Annotated in this window: 16 protein-coding genes and 2 pseudogenes; 8 read left to right on the forward strand and 10 right to left on the reverse strand. The window is 69.0% G+C overall.

The window, feature by feature from the left end; genetic code table 11:
• The first annotated feature begins 27 nt into the window (after positions 1 to 27).
• Positions 28 to 1,314, forward strand: a complete 1,287-nt coding sequence (locus NJE57_RS02780; RefSeq protein ID WP_319026829.1) for a cation:proton antiporter — start codon at positions 28 to 30, stop codon at positions 1,312 to 1,314.
• Here NJE57_RS02780 and NJE57_RS02785 read toward each other — a convergent pair.
• The gene (locus NJE57_RS02785) at positions 1,311 to 1,934 is read right to left on the reverse strand and encodes a hypothetical protein (protein ID WP_319026830.1); all 624 of its coding nucleotides are present in this window, start codon (positions 1,932 to 1,934) and stop codon (positions 1,311 to 1,313) included. The genes NJE57_RS02780 and NJE57_RS02785 overlap by 4 nt on opposite strands.
• Complete coding sequence (locus NJE57_RS02790) at positions 1,931 to 2,809, reverse strand: endonuclease/exonuclease/phosphatase family protein (RefSeq protein WP_319026831.1); 879 nt, start codon at positions 2,807 to 2,809, stop codon at positions 1,931 to 1,933. Before NJE57_RS02790 ends, NJE57_RS02785 begins: the two co-directional genes overlap by 4 nt.
• Before the next feature lie 114 nt (positions 2,810 to 2,923).
• On the opposite strand from NJE57_RS02790, the gene NJE57_RS02795 reads away from it, so the two are divergent.
• Positions 2,924 to 3,856, forward strand: coding sequence for a pseudouridine synthase (locus NJE57_RS02795; RefSeq protein ID WP_319026832.1), 933 nt, complete (start codon positions 2,924 to 2,926; stop codon positions 3,854 to 3,856).
• Here the strand turns inward: NJE57_RS02795 and NJE57_RS02800 are convergent.
• From NJE57_RS02800 to NJE57_RS02815, 4 genes are all read right to left on the reverse strand, one after another.
• A complete protein-coding gene (locus tag NJE57_RS02800) occupies positions 3,795 to 4,988 on the reverse strand; it encodes an SRPBCC domain-containing protein (RefSeq protein ID WP_319026833.1) in 1,194 nt (397 codons plus the stop codon). The genes NJE57_RS02795 and NJE57_RS02800 overlap by 62 nt on opposite strands.
• Positions 4,989 to 4,991: 3 nt before the next feature.
• On the reverse strand, positions 4,992 to 5,333 hold the full coding sequence (locus tag NJE57_RS02805; protein ID WP_319026834.1) for a metalloregulator ArsR/SmtB family transcription factor: 342 nt from the start codon (positions 5,331 to 5,333) through the stop codon (positions 4,992 to 4,994).
• A gap of 67 nt (positions 5,334 to 5,400) precedes the next feature.
• Positions 5,401 to 7,164 (reverse strand): lipase family protein, encoded by a 1,764-nt coding sequence (locus NJE57_RS02810; RefSeq protein WP_319026835.1) that lies wholly within the window; start codon positions 7,162 to 7,164, stop codon positions 5,401 to 5,403.
• Positions 7,165 to 7,269: 105 nt separating this feature from the next.
• Positions 7,270 to 8,046: an isocitrate lyase/phosphoenolpyruvate mutase family protein gene (locus tag NJE57_RS02815; RefSeq protein ID WP_319026836.1), complete on the reverse strand. Its 777-nt coding sequence runs from the start codon at positions 8,044 to 8,046 to the stop codon at positions 7,270 to 7,272.
• A gap of 301 nt (positions 8,047 to 8,347) precedes the next feature.
• Here NJE57_RS02815 and NJE57_RS02820 point away from each other — a divergent pair, with 301 nt between their 5' ends.
• The 4 genes from NJE57_RS02820 (at position 8,348) to NJE57_RS02835 (ending at position 13,180) form a co-directional block, all read left to right on the forward strand.
• On the forward strand, positions 8,348 to 10,582 hold the full coding sequence (locus tag NJE57_RS02820) for an NADP-dependent isocitrate dehydrogenase (protein ID WP_319026837.1): 2,235 nt from the start codon (positions 8,348 to 8,350) through the stop codon (positions 10,580 to 10,582).
• 164 nt (positions 10,583 to 10,746) lie between these two features.
• Complete coding sequence (locus NJE57_RS02825) at positions 10,747 to 11,547, forward strand: alpha/beta hydrolase (RefSeq protein ID WP_319026838.1); 801 nt, start codon at positions 10,747 to 10,749, stop codon at positions 11,545 to 11,547.
• A gap of 103 nt (positions 11,548 to 11,650) precedes the next feature.
• Complete coding sequence (locus NJE57_RS02830; protein WP_319026839.1) at positions 11,651 to 11,857, forward strand: dodecin; 207 nt, start codon at positions 11,651 to 11,653, stop codon at positions 11,855 to 11,857.
• A 207-nt stretch (positions 11,858 to 12,064) separates the two neighbouring features.
• Complete coding sequence (locus NJE57_RS02835; RefSeq protein WP_319027085.1) at positions 12,065 to 13,180, forward strand: N(5)-(carboxyethyl)ornithine synthase; 1,116 nt, start codon at positions 12,065 to 12,067, stop codon at positions 13,178 to 13,180.
• Here the strand turns inward: NJE57_RS02835 and NJE57_RS02840 are convergent.
• Positions 13,169 to 13,732, reverse strand: coding sequence for an AAA family ATPase (locus tag NJE57_RS02840; protein ID WP_319026840.1), 564 nt, complete (start codon positions 13,730 to 13,732; stop codon positions 13,169 to 13,171). The two genes, NJE57_RS02835 and NJE57_RS02840, sit on opposite strands and share 12 nt — an antisense overlap.
• 143 nt (positions 13,733 to 13,875) lie before the next feature.
• Here NJE57_RS02840 and NJE57_RS02845 point away from each other — a divergent pair.
• Positions 13,876 to 14,395 (forward strand): annotated as a pseudogene (locus NJE57_RS02845) (nucleoside deaminase).
• A gap of 19 nt (positions 14,396 to 14,414) precedes the next feature.
• Here NJE57_RS02845 and NJE57_RS02850 read toward each other — a convergent pair.
• Together NJE57_RS02850 and NJE57_RS02855 are read right to left on the reverse strand one after the other, a co-directional pair.
• Positions 14,415 to 15,063: pseudogene (locus tag NJE57_RS02850) on the reverse strand (mismatch-specific DNA-glycosylase).
• Positions 15,064 to 15,135: 72 nt separating this feature from the next.
• Positions 15,136 to 15,465 (reverse strand): hypothetical protein, encoded by a 330-nt coding sequence (locus NJE57_RS02855; protein WP_319026841.1) that lies wholly within the window; start codon positions 15,463 to 15,465, stop codon positions 15,136 to 15,138.
• A 148-nt stretch (positions 15,466 to 15,613) separates the two neighbouring features.
• On the opposite strand from NJE57_RS02855, the gene NJE57_RS02860 reads away from it, so the two are divergent.
• Entirely contained in the window at positions 15,614 to 16,186 is a 573-nt protein-coding gene (locus NJE57_RS02860) for a YdeI/OmpD-associated family protein (RefSeq protein WP_319026842.1), read from the forward strand.
• 451 nt (positions 16,187 to 16,637) lie between these two features.
• Here the strand turns inward: NJE57_RS02860 and NJE57_RS02865 are convergent, their stop codons facing one another.
• Complete coding sequence (locus tag NJE57_RS02865; protein WP_319026843.1) at positions 16,638 to 16,991, reverse strand: DUF1801 domain-containing protein; 354 nt, start codon at positions 16,989 to 16,991, stop codon at positions 16,638 to 16,640.
• Positions 16,992 to 17,032: the final 41 nt, after the last annotated feature.

Raw genomic sequence — 17,032 nt, forward strand, 5'->3', positions numbered from 1 at the left:
TCTGATAAACCGAGCGAAAGGGCAGACGTGACCACCACCCTCCTGGCCGCCGACGCCTCCACCACCGAGCTCGTCTCCCTGTTCTGGATCGTCCTGGCGGTCTGGGCTGCCCCGTTGCTTTCTCTGCTCACCCGCTCGCTCGTCCCGGGTGTGGTGCTCCTGTTGGCGGGCGGGATGCTGATCGGCCCCAACGGGACGGGCCTGGCGGTGGAGTCCGGCGGGGTCGCGCTCCTCGCGGAGCTCGGCCTGGGGATGCTGTTCCTGCTGGCCGGGTTCGAGCTCGAGGTCTCCACGCTCACCGGGCGCAGCGGGCGGCGGGCGGCCGGGACCTGGGCGGTCAGCCTGGTCCTGGCCGCCGGGGTGGGGTGGCTGGTCTCGGGCCGCTGGGAGACCGCCGTGGCGATCGGACTCCTGCTCACCTCGACGGCGGTCGGCACCCTCCTGCCGATCCTCAAGGGCTCCGGGCATGACAGCACACCGGTGGGCCGTGCGGTCCTGACCCACGGCGCGGTGGGCGAACTGGGTCCGATCCTCGTGATGGCCGTGTTGCTCGGCACCCGCAGCATCGAGTCCTCCCTCGCGGCCGTCGGGCTGTTCCTGCTGGCGGCGCTCGTGATCCTGGCGGTACCGGCCCGCCTGCTCCACATCCCCGCGCTCGGCCGGGCACTCCTCCTGGGCACCACCTCCACCGGTCAGCTGGCGATGCGGACGGTGATCCTCCTCCTGGCCACGATGATGGTGGTGGCCACCGTCTTCGGCCTGGACGTCGTGCTCGGTGCCTTCGCCGCCGGGATGATCCTGCGCCGTCTGGTCGACTCACTCGGGGTGAGCATGCGGGACAGACGCGGTGACACGGAGCGCGACCTGGCGGCGATTCTCCTGCGCCAGCTGGAGACCGTCGGCTACACCCTGTTCATCCCGGTCTTCTTCGTGGTCTCGGGGATGGGCATCGACCTCGGGGCGGTCGCGGCCTCCCCGTGGATCCTGGTGGCGGCGGTGGCGAGCATGCTCGTGATCCGCGGCGGCGGGGTGTGGCTGGGCGAGACCGTCACCCGGGCGAGTCCGGGCCTGACTGGGCAGAGGGAGCGGGCGAGGGTGGGGCTCTACGCCGCGACCGGCCTGCCGATCATCGTCGCGGTCACCGAGGTGGCCGTGGGCAACGGTCTGATGACCCGTGAGATCGCCTCCGTGCTCGTCGCCGCGGGTGCCGTCACGGTTCTGCTGTTCCCGCTCCTGGCGGAACTCGTACGAGCCGGGGACGCGGGTCGGCGGACGGCCGTGACGCCCGGGGAGCTCGAGAACACGACCCGCTAGGGCCGGCTCGAGGTGGTCGCCGACGACTCGCGCATCGGTGGGGCCGCCGGCATCAGCAGCGCGGGCCCGTGGGCCAGGAGCAACCCGGCACACAGTGCACCGACGCCGCCCGCCGCCATGTCCCCGATCGTGTCGCCGAGCGTCACGTAGATGTCAGTGGTCAGGAAGGCGTGCCCGAACCACTCGATCATCTCCCACAGCGCCCCCAGGGCGAGGCCGAAGGCGGTGGTGAGCACCACCGACCCCGCCGCCGTGAACCCGGGGGCGTCCGGAGGCGCCACGGTCCCGCGGTGCGCGAGGAACAGGTAGGTCACCACCGCCAGTGCCCCGGCGCACACGATGTGGACCGCGATATCCCACCACCAGATCCGGGTGTACAGGTCGACGACGTTGCTCCAGGCCGCCACGAGCACCGTGCCCGACACCGCGATGTCCGCCCACGGCCTCATCCCGATGAAGCGCGGGAGCATCAGCCCGGGCAGAGCGAACGCCACGATGGCCGCGTCCGTCAGACCGTGGAGCAGGAGGGCGAGCAACACGCTCAGGGTCCCCAGGATCCGGAGCGAATCCGCCGCCATCTGCGCGTGGCTCCGGGCTGGCCGGAGGAAGTTGTCGATCACGATCCGGCCCCTCCTTCGTCGAGACCCACGACGGCGTGCACGGGCAGATGATCCGACGCCCACCCGCCGCCGTGTCGTCGGGGGTTGACCGCGGCGTGGGAGACCCCGAACGCGGACGAGGCGAGTATCCAGTCGATCCGGGGCCCGCTCCGGCGGGGCGCGCGGTAGCCGGCGTAGGTTCCCCACTCCTCGCTCACCCGGGTCCGGGCGCGGCGCCAGCTGTCCGCGAGGACACCACCGGAGAGCAGTTCACGAACCGCCGCACTCGACGGGCCCGCGTTGAGATCGCCGGTCACCAGCGCCGGCAGACCACGGGCGGACACCACGTCGACGATCGCCCGGGCGGACCGCAGCCGCGAGCGCGCCGAGAACGGATCGAGGTGTGTGTTGACCATGAGGAGGGTCCGCGACGTCTCCCGATCACGGAACGTCGCCGTGACGAGGATGCGGGGAAAGACGTTGCCCCAGGACACCGAGCCGGCCCGCGTGGGGTGGTCGGACAGCGCGGCCTGATCCCAGTCGAGCAGGTCGAACCGGCCCGAGTCGTAGAAGATCGGCGAGGCCTCACCGCCTCCCCCGACGCCCCTACCCCGCCCCACGACGGCGTATCCGGCGCCGAGGGCCCCGAGTACCACCGAGGCCTGATCGCCCAGCACCTCCTGGGCGCCGAGCACAGTCGGCCGCTCGGCGGCGAGGAGCGCCAGGAGCCGGGGAGCGCGCTCCTGCCAGCGGTCGGCCGGTCGCGCCACCACGGCGGGCACCGGGCGACGGATGTTCCAGCTCATCACGTGGATGGCCGGCGCTGCCACCTGTCCGATGAGACACTCGGGCCCCGGCCCCGGGTCAGGGGCCGCGTCGGGGGTGTGCGGTGCCATCGTGCGATCCTCGGGGTCCGGAGCCGGTGCTGGATCTCCACTGTATTCACCGAGGAGGGTGCCGTGCCGATGCCGTCGCCACTGCCCGTCAGGGACGGGGTCGGACCGACACGGATGCGCGTTCCGACGACCGGGCCGTGGTCGACGATCGCCGAGTACGTGATCGAGCGGTTCGACCACCTCGAGGCCGCCGACCTGTACCGCCGCTTCGCCGCCGGCGACGTCGTGGGCGCCGACGCCCGTCCGGTCGGTCCCGCGGAGGCACTGGGCTCCCACGAGTTCATCTGGTACCACCGAGAGCTACCGGCGGAGGCAGAGCTCCCGTTCCACGAGGAGATCCTGCACGTGGACGACGACCTGGTGGTGATCGACAAACCACACTTCCTCCCCACCACCCCGACGGGGAGATTTCTGCGCGAGTCCGCGCTAGTGCGTCTGCGCGTCCGACTCGACAACCCCGACCTGACGCCGGTCCACCGCCTGGACCGCGGCACGGCCGGGCTCGTGATGTTCTCGGCCCGGCCCTCCACCCGGGGCGCCTATCAGACGCTCTTCGAACGACGTGAGGTCGCCAAGGTCTACGAGGCGGTCTCGACGCGGCCACCGGGGTGGGACCCGAGCACGCCGGAGCTCTCCGGGCGGCCGCTCCCCCTCGTCCACCGCGATCACCTCGAGAGGCTGCGCGGCCGCCAGCGGGTCGCCGTCCGCCCCGACCGCGCACCCAACACCGAAACGCTCATCGACGTCCTCGGTTCCGGCCGGAGCGCCGCCGGACGCACGGTGCTGCACACGTTCCTGCGCCCGCACACCGGACGACTGCACCAGCTCAGGGTGCATCTGGCTGAGCTGGGGATCCCGATCCTGGGCGACCGCCGGTACCCCGACCTGCTCCCGGAGGCCCCCGACGACCACCGACTCCCCCTGCAACTGCTCGCCGGGGAGCTGGAGTTCACCGACCCGCTCTCGGGAGCGTCACGCCGATTCGTCACCCGCCGGACGTTGTCCGAGGCACCCGTGCCCGGTGACGCCAGAAGCTCAGGTGGATGACCCCGCTCGGTGAGCTCGTCGATTCGATCCGGAACCGCTCCTCGAGTCCCTCGAGCCCGTCCCACAGTCGTTCGCCCCGGCCCAGGAGGACGGGGACCAGGGCGATGTGCATCTCGTCGATCAGATCCGCCTCGAGGAACTGACGGATGGTGCTCGCTCCCCCGCCGATCCGGACGTCCAGGCCCCCCGCCAGATCGCGTGCGTACGCGAGCGCGGTGGCCGGGTCCGCGTCGAGGAAGTGGAACGTGGTGCCGCCGTCGAGCTGCAGCGTCGGCCGCGGATGATGGGTGAGGACGACCACCGGGGTATGGAAGGGCGGGGTGTCCCCCCACCAGCCACGCCACGTCTCATCCCCCCACGGGCCGCGGGAGGGCGCGAACTTGTTGCGCCCCATGATCTCCACACCGATGCCCGCGTTCCATCGACTCGCGAACGCCTCGTCGACCCCCACCGAGGGCTGTTGCTCCCCGTGGAAACCCATGTCCTGGAAGGTCCGCGTCGGCAGCGCCCACTCGAGCAGTCTCTGCCCGGCGTGACCGAACGGTGCCTCGAGACACTGGCCCTCGCCCACCCCGAATCCGTCCAGGGACACGGAGAAGTTGTGGACCCGTACGAGCCCCTCGTGGCCCACCGGTCGGCCCCCCGCCGCGAGCTCGGTGGCGTACGCGGCGAGGTGGGACAGGGTCTGCTCGCCGCCCTCGACCGCGCGATACTCCTCCACCGCCCTGTCCCGCAGCTCCCGCGTGGGGAACACCGTCCGGAAATCGATACGGGTCCCGTCACCCTCGGACTCGAAGACCAGGACCGACTCGAACGCCTCCGGATCGTCCCGGGACTCCCCGTGCAGCAACGCGATCCGCTGCGCGGGGACGATCTCGAGCCACGTGATCCACTCCGGATAGTCGGTCCCGTCCGGACCGTGCATGAGGAAGTCCCAGACTCCGCCCACACGGAACTCGAAGGACCGGGTGGTGGTGGTGAATCCCTCCGGCCCCCACCACCGTGACAGGTGTTCCACCTCGGTGAACGCCCGGAACACCACCTCGCGAGGGGCGTCGATGTACCTGGTGATCGCGACCTCGCGGTCCGCGGTCGCCGACCCCGTCGGCTCCCCTCGTCCGTTCTCTTCCATGACCTACTCCTCCCGCTCCGCCTGCGTCATCCCGTGGACGTAGGCATCCAATCTGTCGAAGCTCTCGTTCCAGAACCGCTCGAATCCGCCGACCCAGTCGTGGACCGGTCGGAGCCCGCCGGCGTCGAGGTCGTAGAGGCGCTGCCTGCCCGCCCGGCGTTCGCTGACGAGACCGACCTCTCGGAGCACCCGCAGGTGCTTGGACGCCCCCGGTTGGGTCAGGCCCAGCTCGTGGGCGACCTCGGTCACCGGCCTCTCGCCCGCCCGCAGCAGGACCAGGATCTGCCGGCGTTGCGGTTCGGCGATCGCGTTGAACACGTCGGAGGTCGTCGCTGCTCGCGCCATACCGATGATCATATTCCCATATGGGAAACTGTCAACGGGGCGGGACCACGTTCCGCGCCGCGCCCGCTCAGCAGGTCGGAGTGGGAGCCTCCCCGCTCCAGCGGTCGAGGGTCCACTGCACCAGTTGCGGGGTGAGCGGCGAATCCGCGGCGACCACTCCGTTGTGGTCCAGTCCCGGATAGGTCCGGTAGTCGAGCGGCTCACCCTCCGCGCACCGCGCGTCCACCCAGGTCTGCTGCATCGTGGGCTTGACCAACGGGTCGGCCAGGCCCTGGGCGATCAGCACCGGGGCGGGCCACGGTCCCGTGGGCGAGTTCTCCCTCAAGGTCTCCCCCAGGTCGCCGTCGAGGACGGCATCGGGGAACACCTGCTCGGGGATCTGGGTACCCCGTACCAGTGCCGCGATCGCGTCCTGCTCGTTGAAACACAGCTCGCCGATCTTCTCCACGCCGTGTGCGGTGCCCGGATTGAGGTGCCCGGACAGGTCCAACCCGGGATAGACCTCGTTCCACGACTCGGCGATGTAAGCGGAGACCGTCTTGCCCCCGACCTCACTCTTGCTCGCCTCGGCGAGGGTGTACAGGTCGGTGGCGGGCGCCATTCCGGCGATGCCCTTCAGCTCCAGTTCCGGCGCGTAGTCACCGGCGATCTGGCCGGTCCACAGCGCGCCGTGGCCACCCTGCGAATGGCCCCAGACCACGGTGTCGGTGCCCAGGGTCACGCCGTCGAGCTGCTGCGCCGCACGGGAGGCGTCGAGCACGTTGCGCGCCTCCGCCTGCCCGACCAGATACGGGTGCATCCCGGAGGTGCCCAGGCCCACGTAGTCCGAGATCACCCCGGCCCACCCGTGGTCGGTGACCATCCGGGTGAGCGCGGCACCCGCACCGTCCGCGAACGGGGTGGGGCTGAGCGAGGGAGCGCAGCGAGGGACGATACCGGTGGTCCCGTGCGCGATGCTCAGCAGCGGGAGCGCGTCGGACTGCCGGTCGGTCGGTGCGATCACGGTCCCGCTGGCCACGGTCACCGTGTCGTCCGGCCGGGTCGTCGTGTAGAGGATGCGCCAGGCGTCGGCACCGTCGGGGACGCCGGTCGTGAGCGTCTCGGCCCGCAGCAACACCCCGGGGTCGGCGGGCAACGGCCCGGCTACCGAATAGAAGTCGTCGGGTCCGGGGCGGTCGTCACCACGGAGTAGTAGTGCCGAACAGATCGCGAGCGCGACCACCACCAGGAATACCGCCACCGCGAGGATGGTCCGGCCCCACCGGCGCATCCGGCCCACGCCGGCCCTCGCGGGCCCGCCGTGCCCGCGCCGGTGGAGCAGCGCGTCCATCAGCCCGCGCAGCCCGACGAACACCAACCACGCGCCCACACCGAACTTGATCAGCTCGATCGCCAGGACCGGCCAGGCCAGGCACAGCAGCCCGAACAGGACGGCCGCGGTGCCGCTGAACACCCCGGCCACCCGGCTGTCGGTCTCGCTCCGCAGCGCCACCACGATCGTGTGGACGCCGTGGACGATCAGCGCGGCGACCATGACCCACAGCAGGCTGCGGATACTCGCCGACTCCCAGACCAGCACCACCACGCCCGCCGCGGCGGCGGCGAGCCCCGTGAGCACTCGTGCCCACCACCCGGAGTGGCCGGCGCCGTCGACGCCGATCACCGTAGCGAGACCGACGACGACGAGCCCGGCACCGGCCACCCTGACGATCTCCGGGAGTGCGAGGGGAGCCAGGATCACCACCGCGCCCAGTGCGATCGTCACGAGCGCCACCAGGGTGCCTGTGACCTGTCGCCTGCGGTCGGGGCGTTCGCCGGCCTTCTCGTGCATGGTCGATCTCCTCGGGACGAGTCCGGGCCGTACGGCGTGTACGGACCGCTCCTCCCGAGAAGTTATCGCTCGGCGGCCACTTCTGGGGCCGCCACAGACGTGGAGCTAGCCGTCGACGGACAGCCAGTCGGCGAGTCGGTCGGCGGAGACCTCGGCCAGCCACATCTGCCAGAGCGGGCCGAAGGTCACTCTCCGGGCCCCCAGTCTCGTCAGGTCGTCAAGGTCCCCGGCGCCGTGGCCCTTCACGGGGTGGGCGGTCACGTTCACGGGTATCGACACCGCTTTCACGAGCGTGGTCACCTGGTCGGCGGTCGTCAGTCCCACGGGGTAGACCGAGCGTGCGCCGGCCTGCTCCATCAGCACGATGCGCTCGGCGGCCTCGGCGAGCGGGTCGGAGAACACGTCGGAGCCGAGCTTGACCGCATCCGTGCGCCCGTTGATCACGAACGGGACCCCGGCCTCGTCGGCGGCTCGGCGGGCGCCGGCGATGTAGTCGGCGTGCTCCTGCTTGTCGCGGACCCGGCCGCCCTCACCGTGGACCACGTCCTCGATGTTGGCCCCCACGGCCCCGACCTCGAGCAGGCGCGAGATCAACTCCTCGGGTGCGAACCCGTACCCCGACTCCACATCCGCGCTCACCGGCACATCCACCGAGTCGGCGATCCTGCGGACCACGCCGAGGTACTCACCGAAGTCCATGTTCTCGCCGTCGGCGCTGCCGATGGCGTCGGCGACCGGGTGGCTGCCCACCGTCAGGCCGTGGAATCCCGCACCCGCGGCGACCCGGGCACTCCAGGTGTCCCAGACGGTCGGGAGGACCACCAGGTCACCCGACTCGTGGAGCGCGGCCAGTTCGCGTGCACGTGCACCTACATCGGTCATCGTCCGTGCCTCCTCGGCGGTAGTCGTCCCCCGACCCTAGGCCTGATCCGCAGGACGCGACACCGACTGCGATCGACGACGCGGTCGCCGCCGGTCCGCCCGACCGGGGTCCCCGCCGCCTGGAAACACCGCACATTCGTCCACACTGGACCACACTGCAGAGGGACGCCGAGACGATCACCGATCGACCCACGCCCGCAGGTTCTGGCCACGCCGGTCCGACCCGGGTGATGATGGTGGAGGCGAACTGACGCCGTTCCACAAGAACTAGATCAGCCCGATACGAGAAGAGTCGACATCCATGACCAAAGGCACACAGACAATCATCTACACCCTCACCGACGAGGCCCCCCGACTGGCGACGGAGGCGTTCCTCCCGGTCGTGCGCACCTTTACCGAAGCCGCCGGCATCGAGGTCGAGACGAGCGACATCTCGGTGGCCGCCCGCATCCTGGCGGCCTTTCCGGAACGGCTCACCGACGAGCAGAAGGTGCCCGACAACCTGGCCGAGCTGGGACGCATGACCCAGGAACCCGGCACCAACATCATCAAACTGCCGAATATCAGCGCCTCGGTTCCCCAGCTGAACCTAGCGATAGCGGAACTGCAGGCCAAGGGATACGACATCCCCAAGTACCCCTACGACCCGCAGACCCCGGAAGAGAAAGAGATCGCCGAGCGTCTCTCGACGTGCCTGGGCAGCGCCGTGAACCCGGTGCTGCGTCAGGGCAACTCGGACCGCCGCGCCCCGAAGGCGGTCAAGGAGTACGCCCGGGCCAACCCGCACTCCATGGGCAAGTGGTCGATGGCCTCGCAGTCCCACGTGGCGCACATGACCCACGGTGACTTCTACGCCGGCGAGAAGTCGATCATCCTCGACCGCGCCTGCGATGCGCGCATGGAGGTGGTGACCCCGGACGGTGAGACGCACGTACTCAAGACGGTGCCGCTCGAGGCCGGTGAGGTCGTCGACTCGATGTTCATGAGCAAGAAGGCGCTCATGGAGTTCTACGAGGAGCAGCTCAACGACGCCAAGGAGACCGGCGTCATGTTCTCGTTGCACGTCAAGGCCACCATGATGAAGGTGAGCCACCCGATCGTGTTCGGCCACGCCGTGCGGGTCTTCTACAAGGAGGCCTTCGAGAAGCACCACGACCTGTTCGACGAGCTCGGGATCAACGTCAACAACGGCATGGTCGATCTCTACGACAAGATCGAGAACCTGCCCAGCTCCAAGAAGGAAGAGATCATCGAGGATCTGCACCGCTGCCACGAGCACCGGCCGGAACTGGCGATGGTCGACTCGGCCCGCGGGATCACCAACTTCCATTCCCCCTCGGACGTGATCGTCGACGCCTCGATGCCCGCGATGATCCGCATCGGCGGGAAGATGTACGGGGCCGACGGCCGCAAGAAGGACACCAAGGCCGTGATCCCCGAGTCCACGTTCGCGCGGATCTACCAGGAGATCATCAACTTCTGCAAGACCAACGGAGCGTTCGATCCCACCACGATGGGGACCGTCCCGAACGTCGGCCTCATGGCGCAGAAAGCCGAGGAGTACGGCAGCCACGACAAGACGTTCGAAGTCCCCTTCGCCGGCGTCGCCAACATCGTCGACGCCGCCACGGGCGAGGTCCTGTTGTCGCAGGACGTCGAAGCCGGCGACATCTGGCGCATGTGCACCGTCAAGGACGCGCCGATCCGAGACTGGGTGCGGCTCGCGGTCGATCGCGCCCGCGCCTCGGAGATGCCGGCCGTCTTCTGGCTCGACCCGTACCGCCCGCACGAGAACAACCTGATCACCCTGGTGAAGAAGTACCTCGCCGACCACGACACCGAGGGCCTCGACATCCAGATCATGTCGCAGGTGCGTGCCATGCGGTACACCCTCGAGCGCGCCTGGCGGGGACTGGACACCATCTCGGTGACCGGCAACATCCTGCGCGACTACCTCACCGACCTGTTCCCGATCCTCGAGCTCGGTACCAGCGCCAAGATGCTGTCGATCGTGCCGCTGATGGCCGGCGGCGGACTGTACGAGACCGGTGCGGGCGGATCGGCGCCCAAGCACGTCCAGCAGTTGGTGGAGGAGAACCACCTGCGCTGGGATTCGCTCGGCGAGTTCCTGGCCCTCGGGGCGAGTCTGGACGATCTCGGCCGCAAGGACGACAACCCCAAGTCGACGATCCTGGCCAAGACGCTCGATACCGCGACCGGCACACTGCTGGAGAACCGGAAGGGGCCGTCGCGCGACACCGGCGAACTCGACAACCGGGGCAGCCAGTTCTGGCTCGCGCTGTACTGGGCGCAGGAGCTGGCCGCCCAGACCGAGGACCCGGAGCTGGCGGCGCACTTCTCTCCGTTGGCGGAGAAGCTGACCGCGGACCGGGACGCCATCCTCGACGAGCTCCTGGCGGTACAGGGCACGCCGGTGGAGCTGGACGGCTACTTCCAGCCCTCCGTAGAGAAGCTGCGGGAGGCGATGCGTCCGAGCAAGACGTTCAACTCCGCCCTCTCCGACGCTCGCGCCTGACTCGACTCGACCCGCGCCACCGCACCCCTCGGCCGACCGCCGAGGGGTGCGGTGGCGTCTGGCCCGGCTGCGAGTGAACCCACACTCCTGTCGCGATGAGGGCCTCTCGTCCCCGCCCGGGCCACTCGACACACGATGCGCTCCGTCGCGAGTACGGTCGACAGATGGAGTGCGTCGCGAACGGCCTCACCATCGCCTACCGGCGCGAGGGTGTGGGCCCGCCCGTGGTCTTCCTCCACGGTGCGGCTGGGGACGGGCGCATCTGGGCGCCGCAGTTCGCGGACCTGACCGACGAGTTCACCGTCATCGCCTGGGACGAGCCGGGGGCCGGAGGCTCGTCGGACCTTCCGCACGACTTCACGCTGGCAGACATCGCGGACGTGCTCGCCGCGATGCTCGACTCTCTCGACCTCGGGCCGGCGCACATCGCCGGCAACTCCTGGGGCGGCACCGTTCTGCTCGAGTTCTATCGCCGTCACCCCGACCGTGTCGCGACGCTGATCATGATCGATACCTACGCCGGCTGGAAGGGATCACTGCCTGCGGACGAGGTACGTGCGCGGGTCGCGGGCGCGCGGATGATGCTCTCCGTCCGGGATGAGGCTGTCGACCCCACGGTGTCCGGGCTCTTCGCCAGTGACCCGCCGAAGGAGGTCGCCCGCCTGCTCGCCACCATCACTGCCGACGTCCGACCGGACACTCTTCGCAGGGAGTTGGCGATCATGGCCGAGGCCGATCTCAGCGATCTGCTGCCCCGGATCACCGTACCCACCCTGTTGATCTGGGGGCGGAACGACCTTCGATCACCACTGACCGTCGCACACCGGTTCCACGAGGTGATCCCGGATTCGACACTTGTCGTGATCGATGACGCAGGTCACCTGAGCCATCTGGAACGGCCCGAACAGGTGAACCACGCCGTGCGTCAGTTCTGTCACGCCCATCCGCCCTCGGGATCGGTGTAGGCGGAAGGCGGAAGGCGATGACCACGCGCGTGATCGTCGACTCGTATCGCGACGACCAGGGAAAGCGATAGAGTGAGCTAGATCACACTACCGGGAGGGCATCATGAACCACGTCTACAGCATCACCGAGATCGTCGGCTCCTCACCCGACGGGACGGACGCTGCGATCGCCAACGCCATCGCCGAGGCGTCCAAGTCGCTGCGCAATCTCGAGTGGTTCGAGGTGCAGTCGGTACGCGGGAAGGTGGACGGCGACCGGGTGGCGCACTGGCAGGTGACCATCAAGGTCGGGTTCCGCCACGAGTCCTGAGCACAATCTGACCTGGTGAGCCTGAAGGCTCCCCTGTCGGCGCCCGAGCCGACCCCGCATATAGTCGGGTGAGGAGCTGACTTCGGTTCCCCGATGATGGGAGTCCGGATGTCCGGCACCGCGCGTACCCCTGCTCAGTCGAACGAGGCGTCTGCCGAGGCCTCGACGGGAGGGCTCCGCACCCTCGGTGTACTGGCGACCTCGACGATGGAGAACGAACGCCGGCTACCGCTGCACCCCCACCACCTGGACCGGATCGATCCGGACATCCGCGCGCGGATGATCGTCGAACGCGGATACGCCGCCGACTTCCAGCTCGAGCCCGGCTATATCGAGTCACGCGTGGGCAGGGTCGCGGAGCGTTCGGAGGTGATCGCCGCCGCCGACGTGCTCCTGCTGCCCAAACCCCAGGCGGGGAACGTGACCGAGGTCCCGGAAGGCCGGGTCCTGTGGGGATGGCCCCACTGCGTGCAGGACGCCGGATTGACGCAGATCGCGATCGATCGTCGATTGACCCTCATCGCGTTCGAGGCGATGAACCACTGGACCCGTCAGGGCGACTTCAGTCTGCACGTGCTCCACAAGAACAACGAACTCGCCGGCTACTGTTCCGTCCTGCACGCTCTGAGCCTCATCGGTTCCACCGGGCACTACGGCCCACGCCTGAGTGCAGTGGTGATCGGCTTCGGCGCGACGGCCCGCGGAGCCGTCACCGCACTCAACGCACACGGGATCCACGACATCCAGGTCCTCACTCAGCGCGGGGCGTCGGCCGTGGGTTCGCCCATCCACCGGGCACAGATCACCCAGCTCAACACCGACGAGGGCCCCACCCACCTCAGCACGGTGCCCACCGACGACGGCGACGTCCTGCTCCCCACCTTCCTCGCCTCCCACGACATCGTGGTCAACTGCACGCTCCAGGACGTCACGGCACCATTGACCTACCTGCGGACAGAGGACCTCGAACTGTTCGAGGCGGGCAGCCTGATCATCGACGTCTCCTGCGATGCGGGCATGGGTTTCGAATGGGCTCAGCCCACCGGATTCGACGATCCGATGTTCACCGTCGGCGAAGGGGTGAACTACTACGCCGTCGACCACAGTCCGTCGTACCTGTGGAACTCGGCGACCTGGGAGATCAGCGAAGCGCTCCTGCCGTTCCTACGAACGGTCATGGAAGGGCCTGCCTCGTGGGATGACGACCAGACGATCTCCCGTGCGATCGAGATCCGCGAGGGAGTGATCATCAACCCGAGCATCCTGAGCTTCCAGGGACGTGACGCCGACTTCCCCCACAAGCTCAGCGATTCACCGGCCTGAGCGCAGGGACTCGACCATCCGGTCGACCTCCCGGGAGGTCCGTAGGCGGTGGAAATCGAGATGGCGGTTCCCCGGGTCATTCATGGCGGACTCGTAGAGATCCCGGGTGCGCGGGTAGGACGTCCATGCCCACCCCAGGACCGACTCCTCACCCCTCCAGACCAGGAGACCGCGCCAGTTCTCGCGGTTGCCGTTCCACAACTCCTGCCCGGTGAACACGCGACGGATCGTGCGGCTCAGCGATCGCCACATCGCCACCGGGCGGGACGGGTTGACCCAGACGACCGTGTCCGCGCGGTCCCAGACCATGGTCCCGATCTTGCCCCGATAGTTCCCGTCCACCACCCATGCATCCGTGGTTATCGCCAGCTGCACCCTCTCGCGCAACTCGTCCGCTGAGGCCGCCGTCCAGTCAGGCCCCCAGTGCAGTGCGTCCAGCTCGATGTGCGGCACACCGAGGACTCCTGCGATCCGCCTCGCCGTCGTCGTCTTACCCGACCCGGAACTGCCCACCACCAGCACCCGACGCACACCGGCCCCCTCGGTTCTCACGTGGCGCCCGGACCGGAGTGGACCCGCCGAGCCGCGCGCTGAAGTGTCCCGATGGTAGCGGCACGCCCGCCGACCATGGCTCTGGCACCTCGTCGCGCGCGACAGGGCAGGATCTAACCGACACGTCATTGAAGGAGGCAACCGTGACCACCACACCCGTATCCTGGCCCGTCCACGACGATGACCTCGTCCACCTCCGCAGATGCGTTGATCTTGCGAGCGAGGCACTTGCGGCCGGCGACAAGCCGTTCGGCTCACTGCTGGTGGACCAGGCCGGTGAGGTCCGGTTCGAGGACCGCAACCGCGAATCGAGCGGCGACGCCACCCGGCACCCGGAGTTCGCGATCGCGCGCTGGGCCGCGGAGAACATGAGGCCCGACGACCGCGCATCCAGCGTCGTCTACACCTCGGGCGAGCATTGCGCGATGTGTAGCGCCGCCCACGCCTTCGTGGGACTCGGGCGCATCGTCTACGCCTCCAGCGGCGCCCAGTACGCCGGCTGGAAAGCCGACCTCGGTCTGGACCCCGGGACCGCTCGCCCCGCTCGGAATCACCGACGTGGCCCCGGGCATCCCGGTCTCCGGCCCGGTCCCCGCTCTGCCCGAGGAGGTCAGACTGCTGGTCGAGCAGTCCGTCCGGGCGGATCAGCGCCGCAGCAGCTGACGATAGGGATCGCTCAGCGCTAACCCGACTCGTCCCGCGCCTCAACCGCACACCAGACCTGACGCCAGTGAGCAGCAAGGGAGTCGAGGGTCTCGTGCGCGTTCAACCCGCTCGGCTGCGGTACCACCCAGAGCGTGACCCCGTCCGGCCACCCCGGGATCGTCGAGGTGTCCTGCTGCCCCGTGCGCGCCTTGGGCAGCCTGAAGGCCACGCGGAAGGCCGTGATCCCCGCGACGGCGACGACCGCCGGGCGCAGCTCACCGGCCAGGACGGTCAGGCGCTCGGCGCCCGCGCGGAGCTCCTCGCGGGAGAGTTCATCGGCCCGCGCGGTGGCACGTCCCACCAGGTTCGTCATCCCGAGGCCTCGCGAGAGCAGTTGTTCCTCGTCGGCGAGCGAGAAGCCCACCGCGGCATCGACGACGTGATCGGTCAGCCCCGGCTCGGTGCAGAGACGGCCAGAATCGGTTCCCGGGCCGCGCGAACGGTGCGTTGACGGCCGCGGTCCACAACCCCGGGTTGACGCCCACGATCAGCAGCCGGAGCCGCCCGGCCTCGGCGGGCAGGACATCGTCGACCCCGTGCGGATCGTCCGTGGCGAACCCGGCGAGCTCGTCACGCCTCGGGCGGCGACCGCCCAGAGGGGAAGGCCGCCGCGGGATTCCGGTCATCACATCACGCTCCCTTGGGCCCGGTGTGGGTGGGCGTCCGCTGGCGTTCCCTTCGCCAACCGGCCGCTGGCGTCAGCGCTCCGCCCGCTCTCCGTACAGATTGAGCCCACCGAAGTAGTGCGCGAGGAGAAACGCCATCCCGACGCCTCCCGCGACAGCTGCCACGCTGTCCTTGGATGAACCGGAGTGCACACGCGACAGCGCGCCACCAGCCGCGAGGTTGATCACGCCCCACGCCACATTATGGATAGGCGGCGACAGCCCGACGCCCGGCGGATCGGCGAACGGCGTCGGGAACTTCTGTCCCGTCATCCCCTTGACCGTGTGCGGCACGGCATTTGCCACCAGCACCCCTGAGACGCCGGCAGCGATCACGCTGGTCAATTCACGAACACGTGACATGTACTCCCCCTTGATCAGCCGGTCCAGAACGAGTCGGCTCAGCTCTCGTCGCCTTCTCAGCCATGGAACGAGGTTAGCGCGAAGCGAACCGGGCAAGCGCGACGGATAGAGGACAGTTGCAGACCTCTTCACCTGACAGGCTGGGGCCATGAGCGTGACGGACAGCCCAGACGCCCCACTGACCGTGCCGACCATCGAACGATGGCGCGAGTGGCTGATCTCGCACGAGGAGAGCTGCGACGGGATCTGGCTGATGCTCGCGAAGAAGGGGGTCACCTCACCCACCTCGCTCTCCTACCAGGAGGCACTCGAGGAGGCGCTGTGCAGCGGATGGATCGACGGTCAGCGCAGGTCGCATGACGAGACGACGTTCGTGCAACGGTTCACCCCCCGCCGTGCGCGCTCCATCTGGTCACTGCGGAACGTCGAGATCGTCGCTCGCCTCGCCGAGGACCAGAGGCTGCGGCCGCGGGGCATCGCCGAGATCGAGCGGGCGAGGTCCGACGGCCGCTGGGACCGCGCCTACGCCGGCCCCGCGACCGCACAGGTCCCCGAGGTGCTCGCGACCGCGCTCGAGGCGTCGCCGGCGGCGGGGGCCGCCTTCGCCCGGCTCACCCGCGCCGAGCGCTACAGCGCGATCCACCCTCTACTCGTAGCCCCGGACGACGCCGCTCTCGAGCGACGGGTCGGACGGCTGATCTCGCGGCTCAGGTCACCGTGACAGAGCCCGTCGCCGAGTCGTGGGGACATGCCCGGCTGCGAAGGCGGCGGGCCGGGGTATCTACCTGGAGCGACGACGAGGACGACAGTCGCCACGCCGACCACCGGCACGCCGAGATCATTGGGGGCTGGTGCGTGGCTGGGTGACTAGCGTGTTCGCTTCCATGCGCCACCGCCTCTACTGCCACGGGGGGAGGTACGTGGAGAACGGCTCGCCGTCATCCCACCCGACACCGCTAACCCTTACCGGGCACCGCTCATCAGGCAGTGGAGCGACTCCCTGACCGCATCCACAGCCTCAGCCGAACCGCTCAATCACGACGCGCGAGCACCCTTGCGAAGCGATTACACCCGACTCAGACCCGGAGACCGCGGAGCACACTGCCTCCCGACCATCCCCGACGACGAGCATGCGATCAGTCGTCGTCGGAGATGGTCGGGTCAGACAATGCTCAAGAAACCACCGAACGGACGATCTCGGCGATGCGCTGCTCGGTGTCCTCGTCCACGGACTCGAAATACCACGCAGCAGGCATCAGCGCGCCGTCCACTCCACCTACGGGTCGGAAATCGGCCTTCTCGGTGATCGCGAGATTCAAGCGTTCGTCGTTGCGTAGCGTCACCAGCGCCGGCGTGCTCGCCGACTCAGCATAGGCGGGCATGCCGTACCAGATCCGCGGCTTCAGGGTGGGAGCCGCAGCCAGGATGACGTCGTGCACACGCCCCATGATCGACCGTCGCGGTTCGTCCATCTTCGCGATCTTGTCGAGCACCTGCTGGAGATTCTTCTCGTCCTTAGACGACATGTCATGTCCTTTCGTCAGCCGATGCCTAGCATCGGCGATAT

It is taken from the genome of Dietzia sp. PP-33 (assembly GCF_033790845.1).
GTDB lineage: Bacteria > Actinomycetota > Actinomycetes > Mycobacteriales > Mycobacteriaceae > Dietzia.

Coding starts and splice junctions, on each gene's coding strand:
- NJE57_RS02790 (WP_319026831.1), bottom strand. CDS start 2,809: ATGGCACCGCACACCCCCGACGCGGCCCCTGACCCGGGGCCGGGGCCC.
- NJE57_RS02795 (WP_319026832.1), top strand. CDS start 2,924: ATGCGCGTTCCGACGACCGGGCCGTGGTCGACGATCGCCGAGTACGTG.
- NJE57_RS02800 (WP_319026833.1), bottom strand. CDS start 4,988: ATGGAAGAGAACGGACGAGGGGAGCCGACGGGGTCGGCGACCGCGGAC.
- NJE57_RS02805 (WP_319026834.1), bottom strand. CDS start 5,333: ATGGCGCGAGCAGCGACGACCTCCGACGTGTTCAACGCGATCGCCGAA.
- NJE57_RS02810 (WP_319026835.1), bottom strand. CDS start 7,164: ATGCACGAGAAGGCCGGCGAACGCCCCGACCGCAGGCGACAGGTCACA.
- NJE57_RS02815 (WP_319026836.1), bottom strand. CDS start 8,046: ATGACCGATGTAGGTGCACGTGCACGCGAACTGGCCGCGCTCCACGAG.
- NJE57_RS02820 (WP_319026837.1), top strand. CDS start 8,348: ATGACCAAAGGCACACAGACAATCATCTACACCCTCACCGACGAGGCC.
- NJE57_RS02825 (WP_319026838.1), top strand. CDS start 10,747: ATGGAGTGCGTCGCGAACGGCCTCACCATCGCCTACCGGCGCGAGGGT.
- NJE57_RS02830 (WP_319026839.1), top strand. CDS start 11,651: ATGAACCACGTCTACAGCATCACCGAGATCGTCGGCTCCTCACCCGAC.
- NJE57_RS02835 (WP_319027085.1), top strand. CDS start 12,065: ATGGAGAACGAACGCCGGCTACCGCTGCACCCCCACCACCTGGACCGG.
- NJE57_RS02855 (WP_319026841.1), bottom strand. CDS start 15,465: ATGTCACGTGTTCGTGAATTGACCAGCGTGATCGCTGCCGGCGTCTCA.
- NJE57_RS02860 (WP_319026842.1), top strand. CDS start 15,614: ATGAGCGTGACGGACAGCCCAGACGCCCCACTGACCGTGCCGACCATC.
- NJE57_RS02865 (WP_319026843.1), bottom strand. CDS start 16,991: ATGTCGTCTAAGGACGAGAAGAATCTCCAGCAGGTGCTCGACAAGATC.